We start from the raw sequence: 19,238 nt of genomic DNA, 5'->3' as shown, positions 1-19,238 counted from the left end.
TCATTGTACTCAACTAGGAGAATATCAAAAAGTTGTGTGAGATTTGTGAAAAAACATTGTTCTTTTTGTAATATATGGAACAAAAAAGAGATGTGCAGTTATTTCTACACATCTCTCATCATTCACAACCAGTAATTAACAAATCATCTTCTATCTTAACTAATAATGTATCCGCACTAATTTCCTGTCCAACTTCTACATTTACTAATCTTATATTTCCACTGATCCCAACCCCAATTTTTTCAAGCTCACCATCATGCTTTCGGATCATCATTAATTTTTCCCATTCATATACGTAAGAGGATTCATTAATAAAAATCTCTTCTACTATTCCTGTACATGAACTATAAATTTCTTCTATTCTTGTTTCCATTCAAAATCTACTCCCTACTTCACGCGCTTCTCTTTTTCACCTTATTCTACCATTCTTGTACGAAAGCATTTATCTTTTTAAAAATTCAAAATTACCTCGTGAACAAAATGATCAAAATAAAGATTATGTTTCTAATGATGTTATTTCTTTAATTATTTACCATTCGACTTGAACCTTTTATTATAAATAAAAAACCTTTTATCTGAATTTTCGTTTTATATTGAAAGCGCAATCATTTTTTTGAGGGGGAGATTACATGGTAGCATTACTTGGATTTGCAATGGTATTTGTCTTTATGTTTTTGATTATGACTAAACGTATGTCAGCATTAGTAGCATTAATATTAATTCCAATTATTTTCGCATTAATTGGTGGATTTTATGCAAATATGGGTCCTATGATGTTAGACGGTATTAAAAAGTTAGCACCTACTGGTATTATGCTTATGTTCGCCATTTTATATTTTGGGATTATGATTGATAGCGGTTTATTTGATCCTGTCATTAGTAAAATTTTGAAATTTGTAAAAGGTGATCCTTTAAAAATTGTTGTTGGTACGGCTATCCTTACTATTATCGTTTCATTAGATGGGGACGGAACAACAACATATATGATTACAGTTTCCGCAATGTATCCACTATATAAACGTCTTGGGATGAATCCACTTATATTAGCTGGGGTTGTTATGTTAGGAGCAGGTGTGACAAATCTTACACCTTGGGGTGGACCAACAGCTCGGGTTATGAGTGCTCTTGGACTTGATGCATCAGAACTCTTCACACCACTTATACCAGGAATGATTGCTGGTGCAATTTGGGTAGTTTTCGTTGCCTACTATCTTGGAAAAAAAGAAAGAAAACGTTTAGGAATTATGGATGTGCAATACTTAAAACACATGCAAACAATGGATGAGCAAGCTGCGACAGTTGAAGCTGAAATACATAAACGCCCGAAACTGCTATGGATTAACTTTTTATTAACTGCTTCCCTCCTCGTTTGTCTCATACTAGAAGTTATGCCGTTACCTGTTTTATTTACAGTCGCTTTTGCTATTGCTGTTATGATTAACTACCCTAACTTAGAACAACAAAAAGAGCGTATTGCGTCTCACGCTGGAAACGTATTAGCGGTTGTTTCTCTCGTCTTTGCTGCTGGAATTTTCACAGGTATTCTATCTGGAACAAAAATGGTAGATGCGATGGCTCAAAGTGTTGTTACTCTTATACCAGATGCACTTGGCCCCCAGCTTCCAATTATTACAGCTTTACTAAGTATGCCGTTCACATTTTTCATGTCTAATGATGCCTTTTACTTCGGTGTATTACCTATTTTAACGAAAGCTGCTGCAGCTTACGGAATTAGTGCAGCAGAAATGGGACGTGCTTCGTTACTCGGTCAACCTGTTCACTTACTGAGTCCCCTCGTTGCTTCCACTTATTTATTAGTCGGTATGGCAAAGGTTGATTTTGGTGAACACCAACGATTTACTTTACTTTGGGCTGTTGGAACGACAATGGTTATGTTGATTACTGGAATTGCAATTGGAATTATTCCAATATAAGATGAAACTAGAAAAAACAGTAGAGGAAATGTAATCCTCTACTGTTTTTATTGTTGTGAAAGTCCCCTATGAAGAAACGCGGAAATACCTTCTTTCTGGCCTCCCCACACTTCCATATATAAGCTCCGCATGCACTTTCTTTCCAGAGATCAAATACTCTAAATAGCGCCTCGAAGTTGATCGGCTTACACCTACCATTGAACTTAGCATCTCTGCAGTAATTCCCTCCTCATTAACAGTTAACATATGCTTTTTTATTTTTGCTAACGTTAAAGGATCGATTCCTTTTGGTGCATATTCTATTTGATTTGCCTGCACCCCTCTTTGGGACCATAGATGTTCAATCTGTTCTGAAGATAATTGAGCATTTTTCTTTAACTTCGTAATCTTCTTTTGATAACTTTCTAAACTTGTTTTAAACCGATCAAATGTAAGTGGCTTTACGATATAATCTGTTACTCCGCCTCGTAAAGCATGCCGCACTACATCCGTCTCTGATGCGGCTGTAATCATAATAATATCTGTATCATGCAAATTATGCCTAATATATGTGACGAGTTCAGTCCCTTGCATGTCAGGTAAATATACATCTAATAAAACGAGTTGCGGCTTTACAAACTCTAACCATTCCTTCGCCTGTTCCCCAGTCGTTGCTGTTCCAATTACTTTAAACCCCTCAATTTTTTCAGTAAAACGACGATGAATTTCCGCAATCCGAATATCATCTTCTACAATCAATACTTCAATCCCCTCATTCATTACAATTCGCCTCTCTCTTTCGGTAATGCAATGATAAATAAAGCACCACCTAAATCCCCTTTTTCAATCGCAATACTTCCATTTAAATCTTCCACTAACTCTTTCACTTTTGCTAACCCATATCCACGTTTTTCGCCCGCTTTCGTCGAAAAACCTTTATAGAATATGCTTGTAATTATTTCATCATGAACACCTTGTCCTGAATCTTCCACTTCAATTAATATTTCTTCTCCAATGTCTGTTACAAACATTCTTACTTTCTTATCATGCTCGTGATTTCTTTCAATTGCTTCAAATGCATTCGTGATCAAATTCCCTAAAATAGAAACAACGTAATTACTCTCAATATGCGGACTTAACTTTTCTAAACTACTTTCCCGATCTAACATAAAATCAATCTTCAACTCTCGCGCCCTATTATAAAATCCAATTAAAATCCCGCCTAACCACGGATTTTGAATTCGTTTCATAATAAATTGAACGAATTCTTGATATACTGCTGTTTCCTTATGAATAAGCTCTAAAGCATCTTCATATGACTCTAATTGGATAAGACCTGAAAGCGTATATAATAAATTATTATATTCATGCGTTTGTGCCCGCAATGCCTCTGTATATTGCCGCGTTTGAGACAATTCTGCTGTTAATTGATCCATTTCAGATTTCAGGCGTAAGCTGGATACTACACCAGTTACTTTATGATTAACTTTAATAGGTAGACGATTGGCAATAACATCCTGTCCCTTTATATTTAATTGGCGATCAAATTGTTCTTCTCCGGTTTGAAGTACATCCAGTATCGATGAATTAGGAATAACATCTAAAATAAATTCTCCCATTATATTTTGTTGTTTATCTAAAGAAAGGATATCGTATGCCGCTTGATTTACTAAACTAACCATTCCATTTTTATCGATTACTACAATCCCTTCACGTACAGATTGAATAACTGTACTATGCTCCTCGTATAAAGATGAAATTTCTTCTGGCTCCATTCCAAACATCATCCGCTTAATACTTTTTGCTAAATATACAGAGCCAATTATCCCAATTAACAGACCTGTTATTGTAATCCAAAACACACGCTTTCCATACACGTCTATCGCTCCATGAATATCATCCATTGAAAAACCAACAGATACTACACCAATAATTTCATTATCCTGATTACGAATTGGGACTTTTCCGCGTAATGAAGGTCCTAATGATCCTGTTGCTTCCGAAACGTAAGCTTTCCCTTCTAATAGGACCCCTTTATTATCTCCGCCCACCATAGCTTCTCCTATTTTCTCTCGCTTAGGATGTGCATAACGAATACCATCTTTATTTCCAACTACAATAAAGTCAGCATCTGTTTCGATTCGAATTTTTTCTGCAATTGGCTGAATAATAGAAGCTGGATTTTCTTTTTGAAAAGCTTCCCCGATTTCCGGTATAGCAGCAACTGTTTTCGCAACATGCAACGCCCTTTTTCCAATTTGCTCTTCTACTGTTTCAGATAATATATAGTAAAATAAATAACTCGTTAACAGCAGTACAACAAGAATAAGTGTACTAATAGTTAATGTAATTCTCGGTTGTAGTTTCAATTTCTTCAATTTCAAAATCATTCCCCTAACATTACTGAAGATATAATTAAAAGAATATACAGACTTTTCGACTTAATCATACCACATTTATTTCTTTACTTTTATATCATTATTCACTACTCTGCCTTAGTGTTAGCAGAGAGTCCTATAAACACACAAAAGCCCCTCTAGTATCTATTTACTAGAGGGGCTTTTCACCTTACTATTCCTTATCTTTCTCTACTTCTTTTTTCTCATCTTCTACTACAGATACGACAGGTTTATCGTTTGATAGTTGCTGTACTGCACCTTTTCCAGCAAATCCTTCTAGTAATTCTTTTAAATCAATACCAGAAGAAGCTTTTAGCGTTTCTTGCATCGTTGCCATTAAATCAGTCGCATAACCTGCAACTTTTCCGGCGCCGCTATTCTTTCCACCGCCGCCTGTATCGACAACTGTAATTTTATCAATATTGCTAAGTGGACTCGCAATTTCTTTCGCATAACTTGGAAGCATTTTAAGAACCATATCCATAATCGCGGCTTGCCCATATAATTCAAATGCTTCTGCAATTTTTTGTTTCGCTTCTGCTTCTGCTAAACCTTTTAACCTAATAACATCTGCTTCCGCTGTACCTTGTGCCTTTTGTACTTCTGCCTTTGCCTGACCTTGTGCTTTTTCAATTTCTGCTTTTGCTAAACCTTCTACACGAACTTCTTCTGCACGTGCTCTTGCTTCTGCTTCAATTTTATATTGATCCGCATCTGCTTTTTTCATTTGTTTTACTTTTTCTGCTTCAGCTGATTGTTCAACAGCATAGCGATCTGCATCTGCCTTTTTCTTTACTTCTGCATCGTATTGCTTTTCACGACGCGCAATCTCTTTTTCTTCTAACTCAATTTGCTTTTCACGCTCAATGATTTTAACTCGCATTTGCTCTTCTGTAACACCTTGTTGTGCTTTCGCTTGTTGTAATTCATAAGAAAGATCTGCATCTGCGCGAGCTTGTTCTTGATCTCTCTTATAAGATTGTACTTTTAATTCTTTATGTTTTTCAGCTTCAGCGATTTGTGCATCACGTTGATATTCTGCTTCTTTTGCTTCTTTCTCAGCACGAGCTTTTTCAATTCTCGCCTCTTTTTCACGCTCTGCATTTGCAACTGTTGCATCACGCTTAACCATTGCAATTTGCGGCTGACCAAGTGCATCTAAGTAACCGTTTTTATCCATTATTTCTTTAATTGTAAAGGAAACGATGCGAAGTCCCATCTTCTTCAAATCAGTAGAAGCTACTTCGTGCACCTTTTGTGCGAATTGCTCTCTATTACTATAAGCATCTTCTACTGTCATAGAAGATAAAATAGCACGTAGATGCCCTTCTAAAACTTCTTTTGCTTCTACTTTTAACTCTTCCGTTTCTTTTCCTAAATATTGTTCAGCTGCTGTAGAAACTTCTTCAATTGTCGATCCTACTTTAATAATAGAAACACCGTTTACTGTAATCGGTACACCTTGTTTCGTATACGTATCACGTGTTCCAACTTCTAATTTGTAGTTTAATAAGCTAAGAAGTTCTGCTCGTTGCATAATTGGCACAACGAAAGTACCACCACCGCGGATAATCTTAATCTTCTTTCCATCATCAGTGGTAACAACATTCTTTCCACTACCAAGCCAGTTCCCTGTTACAATTAATGCTTCATCTGGACCAACTGTACGATACTTCGTAATGAATACTAAAATGAGTAGAAGTAAAATTGCGAGTAAAACTCCACCGATAATTAATGGAATCGTCATGTAAATTCCCCCTTATAATTTTGGTTTTTTTAAAGAATAAGCGATGTTTTGTACAAGCAAAACACCATCTTGAACTCCCTCAATAATGACATCGGTTCCTTGTGAAATATCTTTTTTCCCAATTGTTTTCGCTGGTATTGCATTACTTCCAAATTTAGAGGAGATTAATACTTCACCAAATCCTTCTGTAGGAATTGTCGTAATGACTTCTCCCTTGCAACCAATGAATTCATCCATACGTTGCACCGTGTTTTGTTCTGCTTCTGCAATTGGTTTTAAAATTAATATTTTCATTATGAAAACACCGATGAAAGATATAGCAAATGAACCAGCAAAAATAATAGTACTATTAAAGGAAAATAAATATTCTCCTATATAACTAAGTCCACATAACATGGCGAAGAAACTAAGTAGTAAAGTAACAACGGATACAGATCCGCCCCCAAAACTAAATATTGATTCAAATATATCTCCAAAGAAAATATAAATAACAGTGAGTATAGTAGCAATAATAAATCCATATAAATAAATTGTTTCAAGTGGATAACCAAACAAGACCATTTCTTATCCCCCTTTCTTAAACAATCCCTTTTTTGTTATGTGTATGCCTCACCTCTTTCAAAGATTATTAATCCTAATTTTCAGTTATTTAATCTTTAAAGAAAAACCTGTAAGACAGGTCTCTAAAAAAGAACAGGAGAAACCTATTGTGACAGGCTCCTCCTAGAAAATAACCGATATATTATATATCTATATAATATATTATTTTCCACAAAAAGTAAAGTTAAACATACATTGGAAAAGCATTTATTTTACTGATAATGCGTATGTTCCATCGCCATTATCATATTTATATACATACAAGTAGTACTTACCTGGTTTTGCATTAAATTTTGCTTCTATATAATTTCCATTAGCTTGACCGTAAGCTGCATAATTTTGCATATCTGATTCATGGTGAAGTACCCATGTCATCCCGATTCCATGCTCATTTAAAACAGAAATATCGATATCTTTCGCTGATGCTACATTAAATGTATAAACATCGGTGTGATCCCCGCCGATAAGGCTACCTTTTATAGTAGTGTTTAGCCCGATACGATTTGCTTCCTCTGGACGATTATTTGGTTCAGATTCTGTTAAACGTCCATCTTTAATCGTAACAGTTGTTTCGCTTTTACTCTCTTTTCCTTTATCATCTTTTACTCTTAACGCTACTTTATAAGCTCCTTCTCTTTCATATGCATGTACTGGATTAACTGCTGTACTTGTTCCTCCGTCTCCAAACTCCCATGAATAAGAAACGATTTTTCCATCTTCATCGTTTGAGCCATCACTTTTGAATTGAATTCCTTCTTTTACAAGCCCATTATAAGGACCGTTTATATTAACTGTCGGAGCTTTATTTTCTCCGTCATCTTTTGCAATACCATGAAAGACTACATCATATTCAAATTGATTGGAACTATTCACACGATAATTGACGAAATATGCTGTAACCGTTTTGTAGCCGCTCCATTCTTTTTGCGGCAATTGTTCTAAAGCTTCATTTACTCTTTTACTCATTGCGTTCCAGTCTTCTGATTCACCTTTTGTTACACTACCTGTAAACGTACCTTCTAATGTAAATGTATTAAAGAATTGAGACTCATATTTTGTCATTTTTGTATCTTTCATAGACAACGTCTCACTAATTTCTTTCTTCACTTCTGTTAACGATTTTGGTGCATGTTCAGTTAAATAATCATCTGCTACTTCCGGCACATTATACTTATCTTGATTATCAATTAACTGCTGCATATAAGCTTGGTACTCTTTATTTAACTTCGGATCTTTACTTAAAGTTTCACGATATGTATCATAATTTTTCACGTCATTCGCACGAATTAAATCTTGAATTTTATCAAACGTTTCAAATTGATGAGTATATAAGTACGACTGCAATGCAAACGAGTAGTTATAGAAATCCCAAGAACCATATTTAGCAAATAGTGTACGCTCTGCTGTATAACGGCTTGCAGGATCAGATGATAACCCACTAATTATGCTCTTTCTCGGTACAACGTTATTCGTACGAGTAGATCCTGCGAAAAATTCTGCATTCCCTTCTTGGAACCAAGTTAATCTTTCATTTTGATACATATCTCCTCTTCCAAATAAACCTGGTACTTCATATCTTCCTTGAAGATAATGAGTAAACTCATGACGGAATAACTCTTCTAAACTATAAATACTTTGCTCTGGCGTACGCTCATATGTAAAGAATGTACCTGTCTCTTCAATATAAATTCCACCGTTATTCGTCTCATATCCGTACAGTTGTCTATTTAACTGATATTCATCCGGAGTATTATAAATTACTATCGTTAATACATCGTCTGCATTGCCTTGTTCTAAAGCTTTATCATTTCCAATTACACGATGATATTGAGCCTTTACTTCCTTTGCTGCCCAATATAATCTCTTAATTTTCTCTTCGGATACTTTATCTCCCGTTTTGAATACAATAGATCCATCATCAAATGTATACGTTTTTGGTAAGTATTGCTCTTTTCCTTCTTTACGTATCTTCTCTAAATCTACCGTATTCCCGCTATAATCTTTCCCATTATAGTTTGTTGTAATTTGTTCTACCGCAACAAAATACGGTTCACTTAAACGTGGATGCATATGCATCGCTTGTGTAGCAACCTCTAATCCTTTATTTGGATTACTATGAAACTTCCCTAAACGGCTAGCAAAATAAATTCCATTATTAACGAGCCATTTATTTTCTGGCGTTACTTCATTTAGAAGAGCAATACGATTTATTTCATTAATAAACCCATCTACTTTTCCATACCACATCGTTTCATTCGCTTCTTTACGAGCCTCAATTAAGTAAGACTGTATATCATAGTCAATGCCTTGCATCATATCGTACACAGCTTGTCCTTTCATACGATCGTCTACATATGCATTAAAATTATCATTATATTGTTTTAAAATATTCGATGCGTATTGCACCGTTTCAACATCACTTGATGCATTACTAATTAATTTACCGTATGCAGATACTACTGTATCTTGCTCATTTGTTCCAAGCTTAAAATTTGGATTTTTTGCGATTGCTTTTAAAGCAGGTAAACATTTATCCTGGAAGCTTCTTTCATTTAAGGCGCTTAATTCATTATTATAAAATGCAAGATAAAAAGCCGAACGTAACACTTCAGTAAACGTTTGAATTCCTTTTGAATCATCTTTCGTAAATGTACTACCTCTATGAGCTAATTCGTCTATAATTACTTGCATTTTTCCTTTGTCCTGATAAAAAGTTTTCGCGTCTTCATTAAACTGGAACAAGTCTGTAATTTGATTCCACTTAATACTTCCTAACGTTTCAATCAATTCTTGATGACTCATTTTGTTTAAATCCGCCATTGAATAACTTTCTTTAACCTGCTTTACTTTTGAACTCTTCATAATAGATGCTGGTCGCTGTGAAAAGTCTCCTACTTTTAAACGTTCTTGAAATGATAATGTTTCCTCAGCTTTAGAAGCGTGTCCGATCTCATCTACTGGTTTTTCAATTCCAACTGGTTTCGAATGCAATACATTATATGGGACCTTTTCTTCTGCTAATACATTCGTTTGAATTGCTCCTAACGATAGCGCCATTGTACTAATACTAAGCATCACTTTATTAATCTTTAATTTCTTGTTCATATCATTGCCCCCTATTTATATATTCCATTCACGAAATTAACATATTATCTGGATAAAATGATATAAAATGCAATATTTCATATTATTTCTTCATACATTTTGAACGTATCGTGAACGAAAAGTACTCACAATTTCCGCTACAGTTTCTCCATTATTTAAGTGATCAAAACATCCTCGTATTAATATCCTTCCCCTATTCAAAAAGACCTTATCATAAGCATATTTCAACATGAAATTGCTATGATAAGGTCTTCTCAAAAAATTATATATTATTTGTAATAATAAGATAAAACGTTATTTATTTCTTAAATAATCTCTTTCTAAATACAAACATACTTAATGCTGAAAGAACAAGTGCTAATCCAGAAAGTAAACTCGATGTGTTAGCCTGACCACCAGTTGCTGCTAAAGATTTCTGATTTTCCTCTTGCTTCTTAGCATGTTGTTTATTTGAATCTTTTTCTTTCGTACTCTCTTGTCCTACCACTTTCATTGGCCCAACTTGATTATCCCCTTTTGGCTCTTGATCCAATCTAGTTGTCGCTTCTTTTACCTCTTCTTTTGTACCTTCAACTTCTTTTGTTTCTCCAACTTCTTTTGCTGGTTCTTTCACTTCTTCTTTTGTACCTTCAACTTTTTTTACCGGCTCTTTTACTTCTTCTTTTGTTTCTTCAACTTCTTTTGCTGATTCTTTCACTTCTTCTTTTATACCTTCAACTTCTTTTACCGGCTCTTTTACTTCTCCTTTTGTTTCTTCAACTTCTTTTACCGGCTCTTTTACTTCTTCTTTTGTTTCTTCAACTTCTTTTATCGGCTCTTTTGTTTCTTCAATTTCTTTTGTCGGTTCTTTCACTTCTTCTTTTATTTCCTCAACTTCTTTTGTCGGTTCTTTCACTTCTTCTTTTGTTTCCTCAACTTCTTTTACCGGCCCTTTTACTTCTTCTTTTGTTTCTTCAACTTCTTTTACCGGCTCTTTTACTTCTTCTTTTTCAACTATATTTTGGATGACTGTTCCGTTAAAACTTATACTAATTTCATCAGAATCTAAATCAAATTTATACACCTTTTCACCTGGGGTACTCCATTTTATTACTCCGTTATTAAGCGTTCCGCCCTCACCTGCCATTTTGATATTGTCAATAGCTTCTCCTTCTAAGTCATATACAGGGACTTGAATTTCTTCATTTACTTTTGCTTCATCTAAAATGATTTTTTGTCTCCCGACATCAATTGAAAACCACTGCCCTAATTGTATTAACGGTCTTACATCACGAATCTCATTCCCAGCTAAATTCAAGCTAAGTAAGTCTAGCATTGAACCAATAACCGTCGCATCTTTAATATGATTGTCTGCAAGATTTAACCACTGTAAGTTTTTTAATGAAGATAACGGTGTTATATCTTCAATTTGATTATGAGATACATTCACATTATTCAATTGTTTCAAGTTCGAGATGAACTCAATATTTTTCAAGCCTACTCCTTCTAAAGTGAGGTTTTCTAAGTTCGTCATGTACTCTAAACCTGTTACATCTTTTATCTCTTTTCCTTTTTCTTTAAGTATCTCTAATGTTTTAATCTGTAATAAATCTTCTTTTGTTATAGGAGCGTTTAAATTCTCTCTACCTAAATTCTCTTTATTAATATGTTGTTGTAAATGTTTATCCAGGATTACATTTTGACTTTCTTTTTGTTTTTTAACTATTTTCTGGACAACCATCCCATTAAATCTTATTTTACTTTCAGCAGAATTCATATCTAGTTTAAATTCATATATTTTTTCTCCAGGGCTATTCCATTTTATAAATCCGTTATTCAGAGTAGCACCCTCACTTTTCAAATTAATATTTTGAAGTGGTTCTCCTTTAAGATTATATATTGGAATTGTTATTTCTTCATCTACGCTTGCTTCATCTAAAAAGATTTTTTGTCTCTGAATGTCAATCCAAATTCGCTTACCTAGTTCTTGAACAGGCCTTATATCAAAAATCTCATTCGCTGCAAGGTTTACTTCGTGTAAATTTGTTAGCTCGCCAAGTGCTGATATATCAGAAATATAATTCTCTTCTAAATTCAGTACTTGTAATTTTCCTAATTTAGATAATGGTGATATATCTTTTAGTTCACTATCAGCAATTTCTAGTTCAATAAGATTACTCATTTTACTAATAGGCTCAACATCACTAATTTTATTATTTCCTATCCATAGTAGTTTCACATTCTTTAACTTCTCAATACCCGAAAGATTACTAATTTGATTATTTGCTAAGTATACTTCTTCTAACGATAACACTGTAAATAATGGTGTAAGATCCTTTATATTATTACCGATTAAATCTAATATTTTAATCTTCTTCATTTGACTTAACGGTGTAAGATCTGCAATTTTATTATCTCTTAAAAAGAGCATGTCAAGATTCTCTAGCTTAGAAACGGGTTGAATTCTTTCAATTGGATTAGAGGATAAATCTAAATATTTCAAATGTCTCAATTCTGAGATAACAGATATGTCTGTTACGTTAGACTCTCTTAATGTCAACTTCTCTAAGTTTGTCATATATTCTAAACCAGCTATTTCATTTATTCCTTCACCTGAATATATGGTTAATGTTTTAATCTTTAATAAATCTTCCTTCGTTATAGGTTCATTTATATTTTTTCTATCTAAATTGTACTTATTAATATGCTGTTGTAATTTCTTATCAACTATTACATTCGCAACTTTTTCTTGTTGTTCCACTTTATCCTCTTTATTTTCCTTTTGCTTTTCTGGAACATTATTTTCTAAATTTAAAGTATTTACTTCAAACTGTACTTGATATTTATTGTTATATCCCATTGTTGGAATGTAAATATGCATTTGCATATTATACCTTTTTCCTAATTCTCCAACTTCAAATTGAATAACCTTCGTCCCATTTTTCTTTTTATCCTCAGATATTACTTTCACATCATGAAACACACCAGGAGTATGAATATCCTCTGTTTTCAAGTATTGAAAAAAATCACTATCACTTAACGTTGCCGTTACGATTTTCTTTCCATTCTCGATTGTTAATTTCGGATCCTTTATATAAACAGCTGCCATGGACTCTTCATTTGTTTTATCTTTATACGCTTTAATAACAGCATCATATGTACCATTTTCTAAAGCATATCCAGTTTTATTTGCCTCAATTGCTACTGCCGCTAAAGCAGGTGTCGAATATACAGCAAACGGTAACGATAACGTCGCCGCTATTAACATTGCATTTATATGTTTTCTTTTATTTTTTTTCAACTTTACATCTCCTCCGAAATATATAAATCAAAATGTAATCATTCTCGAATAAATGATAATGATTTTCATTATCATTGTCAACTAAAAAATAAACCCCTTCAAAAGGGGTTATGCCATTTTCTCTCCTGATTCTTCTTTAAAAAAGCTCTTCATCGCATGAAATACATCTGCTTTTTGTTTTAAAATATAATATCTGAAGTTCTCATCTTTAATATTTTTATAGGCTGACATGAGCGTACTATGGCGGTTGTACTGATTCACTTCCCCATACCCAAACATATTACACTTCTTCATCAACTCTTCAACAAGCTTTACACATCTAGCATTATCCGAAGTTAAATTATCACCGTCTGAAAAATGGAATGGATAAATATTATAACGGTCTGGTGAATATTTATTATCGATTAACTCAAGTGCTTTTTTGTATACGGAAGAACAGATCGTTCCACCACTTTCTCCTTTTGAGAAAAATTCTTCTTCTGTAACGACCTTCGCTTCCGTATGATGGGCAATAAACTCAATGTCTACGGTTTCATACTTTGTGCGTAAAAATCTTGTCATCCAGAAAAAGAAGCTACGTGCCATATACTTCTCCCATATCCCCATCGATCCACTCGTATCCATCATCGCTAATACAACAGCTTTTGAATCTGGCTTTAACACTTCATTCCAAGTACGGAACTTTAAATCTTCTTGGTGAATTGGATGGAAAGATGCTTTACCACGCATTGCATTTCGTTTATATGCAGATATCATCGTTCGCTTCTTATCGATATTTCCCCATAATCCTGTTTTTCTAATATCATTAAATTCAATGTGTTCAATCCGGTTTTCATCCAGTTCTTTTCTCTTTAAATTAGGCAACTCTAACTCTTTGAAAAACGCTTGCTCCAATTCTAAAATTGAGACTTCTGCTTCATAATAATCTTCTCCAGCTGCATCTCCTGCCCCTTGCCCTTTTCCTGGTCCTTTCTGCTTTTGACCACCTGATCCATCTCTCGCAACGACATCGCCAACTTTGCTGTCACCGTTCCCTTGCCCAACATGTTTATTTTTATCATAATTGTATCTAATCTTATATTCATCTAAAGAACGAATCGGTATTTTCACAACATCCCTACCATTAGACATAACAATATTTTCTTCCGTTACAAGATCTGGTAAATTATTTTTAATTGCCTCTTGTACTTTTTCTTGATGGCGTTGTTGGTCGTCATATCCTTTGCGATGGAGGGACCAGTTTTCCTGTGAAATTGTATAGTTTGGTTGATTTTCTTCGCCCATGCCTTTCCCCCCTTACTGTATTTGTTTTCTCTTATGAACAGCAATCTATAATTTTGTTTTCTAGTGTGCGTAACTATAATATTTGAAAAATAACTGTTCATCGAAAATCATCCCATAAACATATATAGCGTTTTTCATACAATACTCCGAGCATCTTAAACAAAATTTTGCCACTCACATAATAGAAAGAAACATTCAGCCGTTGATAAGAAAGAAACACAATGCATTGTTGCACACATTTTCGTTTTGCAACATATTGTATTGTGTTGGCTTTTTTGTATGAATGGTTGGTTACTCTATCATATGCATATTGTAAAAATAATTGACAATAAATTCATAAAATCGCATCTTAATTTATTATATTCGGACAAGCTATGACATTTTTTACAAATATCAATAGATAACAAAACGCCGTCCCAAGAATAAGAGACAGCGTTTTGTTATCAAACTATCGATTTAACAAACTACCTACATATCGTAACAATTCATTCGCGGATGAAGAATTATAGCCATGCTCATCAATTAAGCGTGCAACAACATCATTGATTTTCTTAAGCTGATTTTCGTCTGGTGTTTTCGTTGATGTTGTAATTTTCACTATATCTTTTAAATCAGCAAATAGTTTTTTCTGAATCGCTTCACGAAGACGTTCGTGTGAATTATAATCAAAGCGCTTCCCTTTACGTGCATAAGCAGAAATGCGAATTAAAATTTCTTCACGGAATGCCTTTTTAGCATTTTCTGAAATTCCAATTTGCTCTTCAATCGAACGCATAAGTTTTTCATCTGGGCTCATTTCTTCACCTGTTAAAGGATCACGTAATTTTGATTTATTGCAGTACGCTTCGACGTTATCTAAGTAATTATCCATAAGTGTCTTAGCTGATTCTTCGTATGAATAAACAAACGCTTTTTGTACTTCTTTCTTAGCAATTTCATCGTATTCTTTTCTCGCTAATGAGATGAAATTCATATAGCGCTCTCGGTCTTCACTACTAATTGACGGGTGCTGATCCAATCCGTCTTTTAACGATCTCAGTACATCTAGTGCATTAATAGATGGTACCTCTTTTCGAATAATTGTAGAAGAAATTCGATTAATGACATAACGAGGATCAATCCCCTTCATACCTTCATCTTGATATTCGCGTTGCAATTCTTCTACATCAATCGCATTATACCCTTCTACCGTTTCTCCATCATATAAACGCATCTTTTTAATTGAATCAATATCCGGACGCTTCGGATCTTTTAAACGAGTTAAAATAGTGAACATTGCTGCAACGCGAAGTGTATGCGGTGCAATATGAACATTGGACACATCACTTTCACGAATCATTTTTTCATAAATATGTTCTTCTTCACTAACCCGTAAATTATATGGAACCGGCATTACAATAATTCGTGAATGCAATGCTTCATTTTTCTTATTCGCTATGAAGGAACGATACTCTGTTTCATTTGTATGCGCTACAATTAATTCATCTGCTGAAATAAGCGCAAATCTGCCTGCTTTAAAATTCCCTTCTTGTGTAAGCGATAATAAATGCCATAAAAATTTCTCATCACATTTTAGCATCTCTTGGAATTCCATCATTCCACGGTTCGCCTTATTTAATTCTCCATCAAATCGATATGCACGAGGATCTGATTCCGAACCGTATTCTGCAATTGTAGAAAAGTCTAGACTACCTGTTAAATCGGCAATATCTTGTGATTTTGGATCAGAAGGACTAAATGTACCAATTCCTGTACGGCGATCTTCAGAGAAGAAAATACGCTCTACAACTACATCCTCAATTCTTGACCCGTATTCTTGCTCTAGACGCATAACATTTAATGGTGATAAATTCCCTTCAATTCTTACTCCATACTCATCAAAGAAATCATTCCGTAAATGCTGCGGAATTAAATGAAGTGGATCTTCATGCATTGGGCAGCCTTTTAATGCAAAAATCGCTCCACGATCTGTTCGTGAATATGTTTCTAATCCTCGTTTCAACATCGTAACTAATGTTGATTTCCCCCCACTAACAGGCCCCATTAATAACAAAATACGTTTTCTAACATCTAATCGTTTTGCAGATGGATGAAAATATTCTTCCACAAGGCGTTCTAAAGCATCCTCTAATCCAAATAGCTGATTACTAAAGAAGTTATATTTTCTTCTACCATCAACTTCTTCAATTCCAGCATCTTTTATCATATTGTAAATGCGAGAGTGTGCTGTTTGAGCCACCCATGGTCTTTCTTTCACAAGCTCCAAATACTCCGCAAACGTACCTTCCCATTGTAAACGTTCTTCTGCTTCCCGATATTGTTCAATTTTCTTTAGAATATCCATTATAGCTCCTCCCCCATCTCCTTGTTCAATCGGATTATTATAAAAGGTATGCTAGGATGTCCTTAAACATTCTTTAAATCAAAACGAAATATATAATAGCGCTATAAAATTCTCTCCAAAATTCAAAGAAAATTCTGTATAATAAAGGTATTAAAGTTTTTACGCTGCTATTCATTGTAAATAAATTCTTTTCTTCTAGGAACCTTACATACATTTCGATTCACAAATAGGATTCGTAAACCGAAAAAGTAAGGAGGAAATTAGGATGAAGTTATTATTAATTTTAGGTGTATCACTCACATTTCTTACAGCTATTTTCACATCTGGTTATAACGATAAACCAGGTACACATAAAAAGTGATGTGCTGAAAAGCACATCACTTTTTTTCTTGTTTTTTATACACTATTTAAAATAAATATTTTCCACATCGTATATCGATAAAGGACGATTATAAAAATAACCTTGTACGAGTTTCACATTCTTTTCCTTTAAAAATTGTATTTGTTCCGCTTTTTCTACTCCTTCTGCAATTACATTTAACCCTAGAGTATGTGCTAAATGAATAATTGCAGCTGTAATATTCGTATCTCTTTCATCTCTATATATACCTTCCATAAAAGAACGATCAATTTTTAACGTATCAATCGGATATGTTTTTAAATAACTTAAAGATGAATATCCCGTTCCAAAGTCATCTAAATGAATCTTTAAATTTTGTTCTTTTAACTGCATTAACACTCTTTTCGATAAATCTTTATGTATAAGAGCCCCTTCTGTAACTTCTATTGCTAATAAATGAGGGGGGACGTTGTACTTATTTAAAGCACGTGTAATCATCTCTATTAGTGTAATAGAACGAAAATGTCTAGCTGAAATATTAACTGCAATTGGTACAACTTCATACCCTTTATTTAACCATTCACGTATCTGTTCACAAACTTGATGTACTACCCATTCATCAAGTTTAATAATAAATCCTGTTCTTTCAGCAAGTGGGATAAATTGATTTGGCGAGACAAATCCTAGCTCCTTATTCTCCCACCTTATTAATGCTTCCATACTGGCTATCTTTCCCGTTTCAATATTAATTTGAGGTTGATAATATAGGAAAAATTCATTTTTCTCTATAGCACGATGTAACTGATTCTCTATTATAAACCTTTGTTCACGTTCACAATCTAATCCACTACAATAAAAATAATAATATCCTTTTCCCTTTTCCTTTGCTTTTTCCAAAGCTGTGTCGACTCTTTGGAAAAGCATTTTTTCATCCATTCCATCTTTTGGAGCCATTACAATCCCAATTGATGCACTCAAATAAACATCCTCTTCTTCTATTACAAAATGCTCACTAATTCTTTTTAATATTGTTTGTGCCACTTCCTCTACGCATTCTTTCGTTATATTTTCTATTAACATAACAAATTGATCATCATGTTCTCTAAATAAATGCATATCTTCTATTTTTAGTTCTCGTAGGCATTCAGTAACTTTTTTTAATACTTGATCCCCTTCTTTATGACCAAATGTATCATTAATAAGGTGAAATTCATCCAAATCTATAAAAACCAATGCAAATTCTTTATTATCATCTAAAAATTCATTTAGTTTATTTGTACATGATATTCTATTCATTAACCCCGTTAACTGATCGAAGTAAGCCAAATACTCTGTTTTCATCTCATTTAATACTTGCCTCGTAACATCCCTCGTAACAATGTACACCCCGACGATTTCACTATTCACAATAATGGGGATAGTCCTCACAGAAATATAAAGTTCATATCCTTCTTTATGAACATATTTCTTTGCAACAATTTGTTTTGCTTTTCCCTGTAAAGCATTCTTAAATATAGTTTGAACAGTTTTTTCATATTCTTTATTTATAAACTGAAAAATAAATTGGTCCTTTAACTCTTCATATCGATACCCAAAAATTTCATAAGTTGCTGGATTTGCATATGTAATTCTTCCAATAGAATCTACAGATACAATGGAATCATTATTATATTCTAGTAATGACTTAAATAACATTTGTTTTTCTTCTATTTCCGCTTTTTTCTTAACCTGTGCTGTAATATCTCTAGTAATACAAATAATAAACTGACATGTTCCATTTACATCGCATACTGGATTAAGTGAAGATTCATAATGTATATCACCAGTTGGCAAACTAATTACATCACAAAACGTATTTGCTCTCGCTTCTCTCATTACTTTTTCATATTGTCCTTGCAATAACCTTGCCGTATCTTCTGGTAATACTTCTGCAAAAGTTTTTCCATAACATTCTTTCCCTAGCCTGGCGTGATCCATTCCTATTTTATTCACATAAATATATTTAAAAGTTTCATCGTCAATAACTTTCACAATAAACACTAAATCTTGAATAGCATGTAACAGTCCCTGTCTTACTAAATCCATATCTATCATACTTAAAAAGGTATTTTGATTATTATATTGTTCCTTCATATTTATCTCAACCCGTCTTATCTATTTTTATTCATATATCTCATTCTATATGAATATGTACCTTTTTTAAAATGTATGATTACATATTTTTTT

The 19,238-nt window shown here is 33.7% G+C and carries 11 protein-coding genes; 1 reads left to right on the top strand and 10 read right to left on the bottom strand.

The features are described 5' to 3' along the window. Positions 1 to 118 precede the first annotated feature (118 nt). The gene (locus MHB76_RS02780) at positions 119 to 373 is read right to left on the bottom strand and encodes a hypothetical protein (RefSeq protein WP_002159358.1); all 255 of its coding nucleotides are present in this window, start codon (positions 371 to 373) and stop codon (positions 119 to 121) included. A 256-nt stretch (positions 374 to 629) separates the two neighbouring features. Between MHB76_RS02780 and MHB76_RS02775 the strand changes: the two genes are divergently transcribed. Then, positions 630 to 1,934, top strand: a complete 1,305-nt coding sequence (locus MHB76_RS02775; RefSeq protein ID WP_002113923.1) for a CitMHS family transporter — start codon at positions 630 to 632, stop codon at positions 1,932 to 1,934. A gap of 66 nt (positions 1,935 to 2,000) precedes the next feature. Here MHB76_RS02775 and MHB76_RS02770 read toward each other — a convergent pair whose 3' ends face one another. The 9 genes from MHB76_RS02770 to MHB76_RS02730 form a co-directional block, all read right to left on the bottom strand. After that, complete coding sequence (locus MHB76_RS02770; RefSeq protein WP_002113922.1) at positions 2,001 to 2,693, bottom strand: response regulator; 693 nt, start codon at positions 2,691 to 2,693, stop codon at positions 2,001 to 2,003. Then, complete coding sequence (locus tag MHB76_RS02765) at positions 2,693 to 4,303, bottom strand: ATP-binding protein (protein ID WP_033714565.1); 1,611 nt, start codon at positions 4,301 to 4,303, stop codon at positions 2,693 to 2,695. Before MHB76_RS02765 ends, MHB76_RS02770 begins: the two co-directional genes overlap by 1 nt. Positions 4,304 to 4,484: 181 nt before the next feature. Further along, entirely contained in the window at positions 4,485 to 6,059 is a 1,575-nt protein-coding gene (locus MHB76_RS02760; protein WP_016103481.1) for a flotillin family protein, read from the bottom strand. A 12-nt stretch (positions 6,060 to 6,071) separates the two neighbouring features. Next, positions 6,072 to 6,620 (bottom strand): NfeD family protein, encoded by a 549-nt coding sequence (locus MHB76_RS02755; protein ID WP_078173873.1) that lies wholly within the window; start codon positions 6,618 to 6,620, stop codon positions 6,072 to 6,074. 246 nt (positions 6,621 to 6,866) lie between these two features. Continuing rightward, positions 6,867 to 9,764, bottom strand: coding sequence for a collagenase ColA (gene colA, locus MHB76_RS02750; RefSeq protein WP_340985617.1), 2,898 nt, complete (start codon positions 9,762 to 9,764; stop codon positions 6,867 to 6,869). Between the two features lie 298 nt (positions 9,765 to 10,062). Next, complete coding sequence (locus MHB76_RS02745) at positions 10,063 to 13,044, bottom strand: leucine-rich repeat domain-containing protein (RefSeq protein WP_340985615.1); 2,982 nt, start codon at positions 13,042 to 13,044, stop codon at positions 10,063 to 10,065. Positions 13,045 to 13,152: 108 nt separating this feature from the next. After that, positions 13,153 to 14,328: a sporulation protein YhbH gene (yhbH, locus tag MHB76_RS02740; protein WP_002113900.1), complete on the bottom strand. Its 1,176-nt coding sequence runs from the start codon at positions 14,326 to 14,328 to the stop codon at positions 13,153 to 13,155. Positions 14,329 to 14,776: 448 nt separating this feature from the next. Further along, positions 14,777 to 16,672 (bottom strand): PrkA family serine protein kinase, encoded by a 1,896-nt coding sequence (locus tag MHB76_RS02735; RefSeq protein ID WP_002159367.1) that lies wholly within the window; start codon positions 16,670 to 16,672, stop codon positions 14,777 to 14,779. A 403-nt stretch (positions 16,673 to 17,075) separates the two neighbouring features. Then, positions 17,076 to 19,145, bottom strand: a complete 2,070-nt coding sequence (locus MHB76_RS02730) for a sensor domain-containing protein (protein ID WP_016103476.1) — start codon at positions 19,143 to 19,145, stop codon at positions 17,076 to 17,078. Positions 19,146 to 19,238: the final 93 nt, after the last annotated feature.

Origin of the sequence: Bacillus sp. FSL M7-1345 (genome assembly GCF_038006985.1) — a bacterium.
Classification (GTDB): Bacteria; Bacillota; Bacilli; order Bacillales; family Bacillaceae_G; genus Bacillus_A; species Bacillus_A cereus_U.
The sequence above is the reverse complement of the archived record's forward strand: the minus strand, read 5'-3'. Positions and strand labels throughout refer to the sequence as shown.

Excerpts from the sequence above, each read along its gene's own strand:
- yhbH (WP_002113900.1), bottom strand. The coding sequence starts at position 14,328 with ATGGGCGAAGAAAATCAACCAAACTATACAATTTCACAGGAAAACTGG.
- MHB76_RS02775 (WP_002113923.1), top strand. The coding sequence starts at position 630 with ATGGTAGCATTACTTGGATTTGCAATGGTATTTGTCTTTATGTTTTTG.
- MHB76_RS02770 (WP_002113922.1), bottom strand. The coding sequence starts at position 2,693 with ATGAATGAGGGGATTGAAGTATTGATTGTAGAAGATGATATTCGGATT.
- MHB76_RS02780 (WP_002159358.1), bottom strand. The coding sequence starts at position 373 with ATGGAAACAAGAATAGAAGAAATTTATAGTTCATGTACAGGAATAGTA.
- MHB76_RS02760 (WP_016103481.1), bottom strand. The coding sequence starts at position 6,059 with ATGACGATTCCATTAATTATCGGTGGAGTTTTACTCGCAATTTTACTT.
- colA (WP_340985617.1), bottom strand. The coding sequence starts at position 9,764 with ATGAACAAGAAATTAAAGATTAATAAAGTGATGCTTAGTATTAGTACA.
- MHB76_RS02755 (WP_078173873.1), bottom strand. The coding sequence starts at position 6,620 with ATGGTCTTGTTTGGTTATCCACTTGAAACAATTTATTTATATGGATTT.
- MHB76_RS02765 (WP_033714565.1), bottom strand. The coding sequence starts at position 4,303 with ATGATTTTGAAATTGAAGAAATTGAAACTACAACCGAGAATTACATTA.
- MHB76_RS02730 (WP_016103476.1), bottom strand. The coding sequence starts at position 19,145 with ATGAAGGAACAATATAATAATCAAAATACCTTTTTAAGTATGATAGAT.
- MHB76_RS02735 (WP_002159367.1), bottom strand. The coding sequence starts at position 16,672 with ATGGATATTCTAAAGAAAATTGAACAATATCGGGAAGCAGAAGAACGT.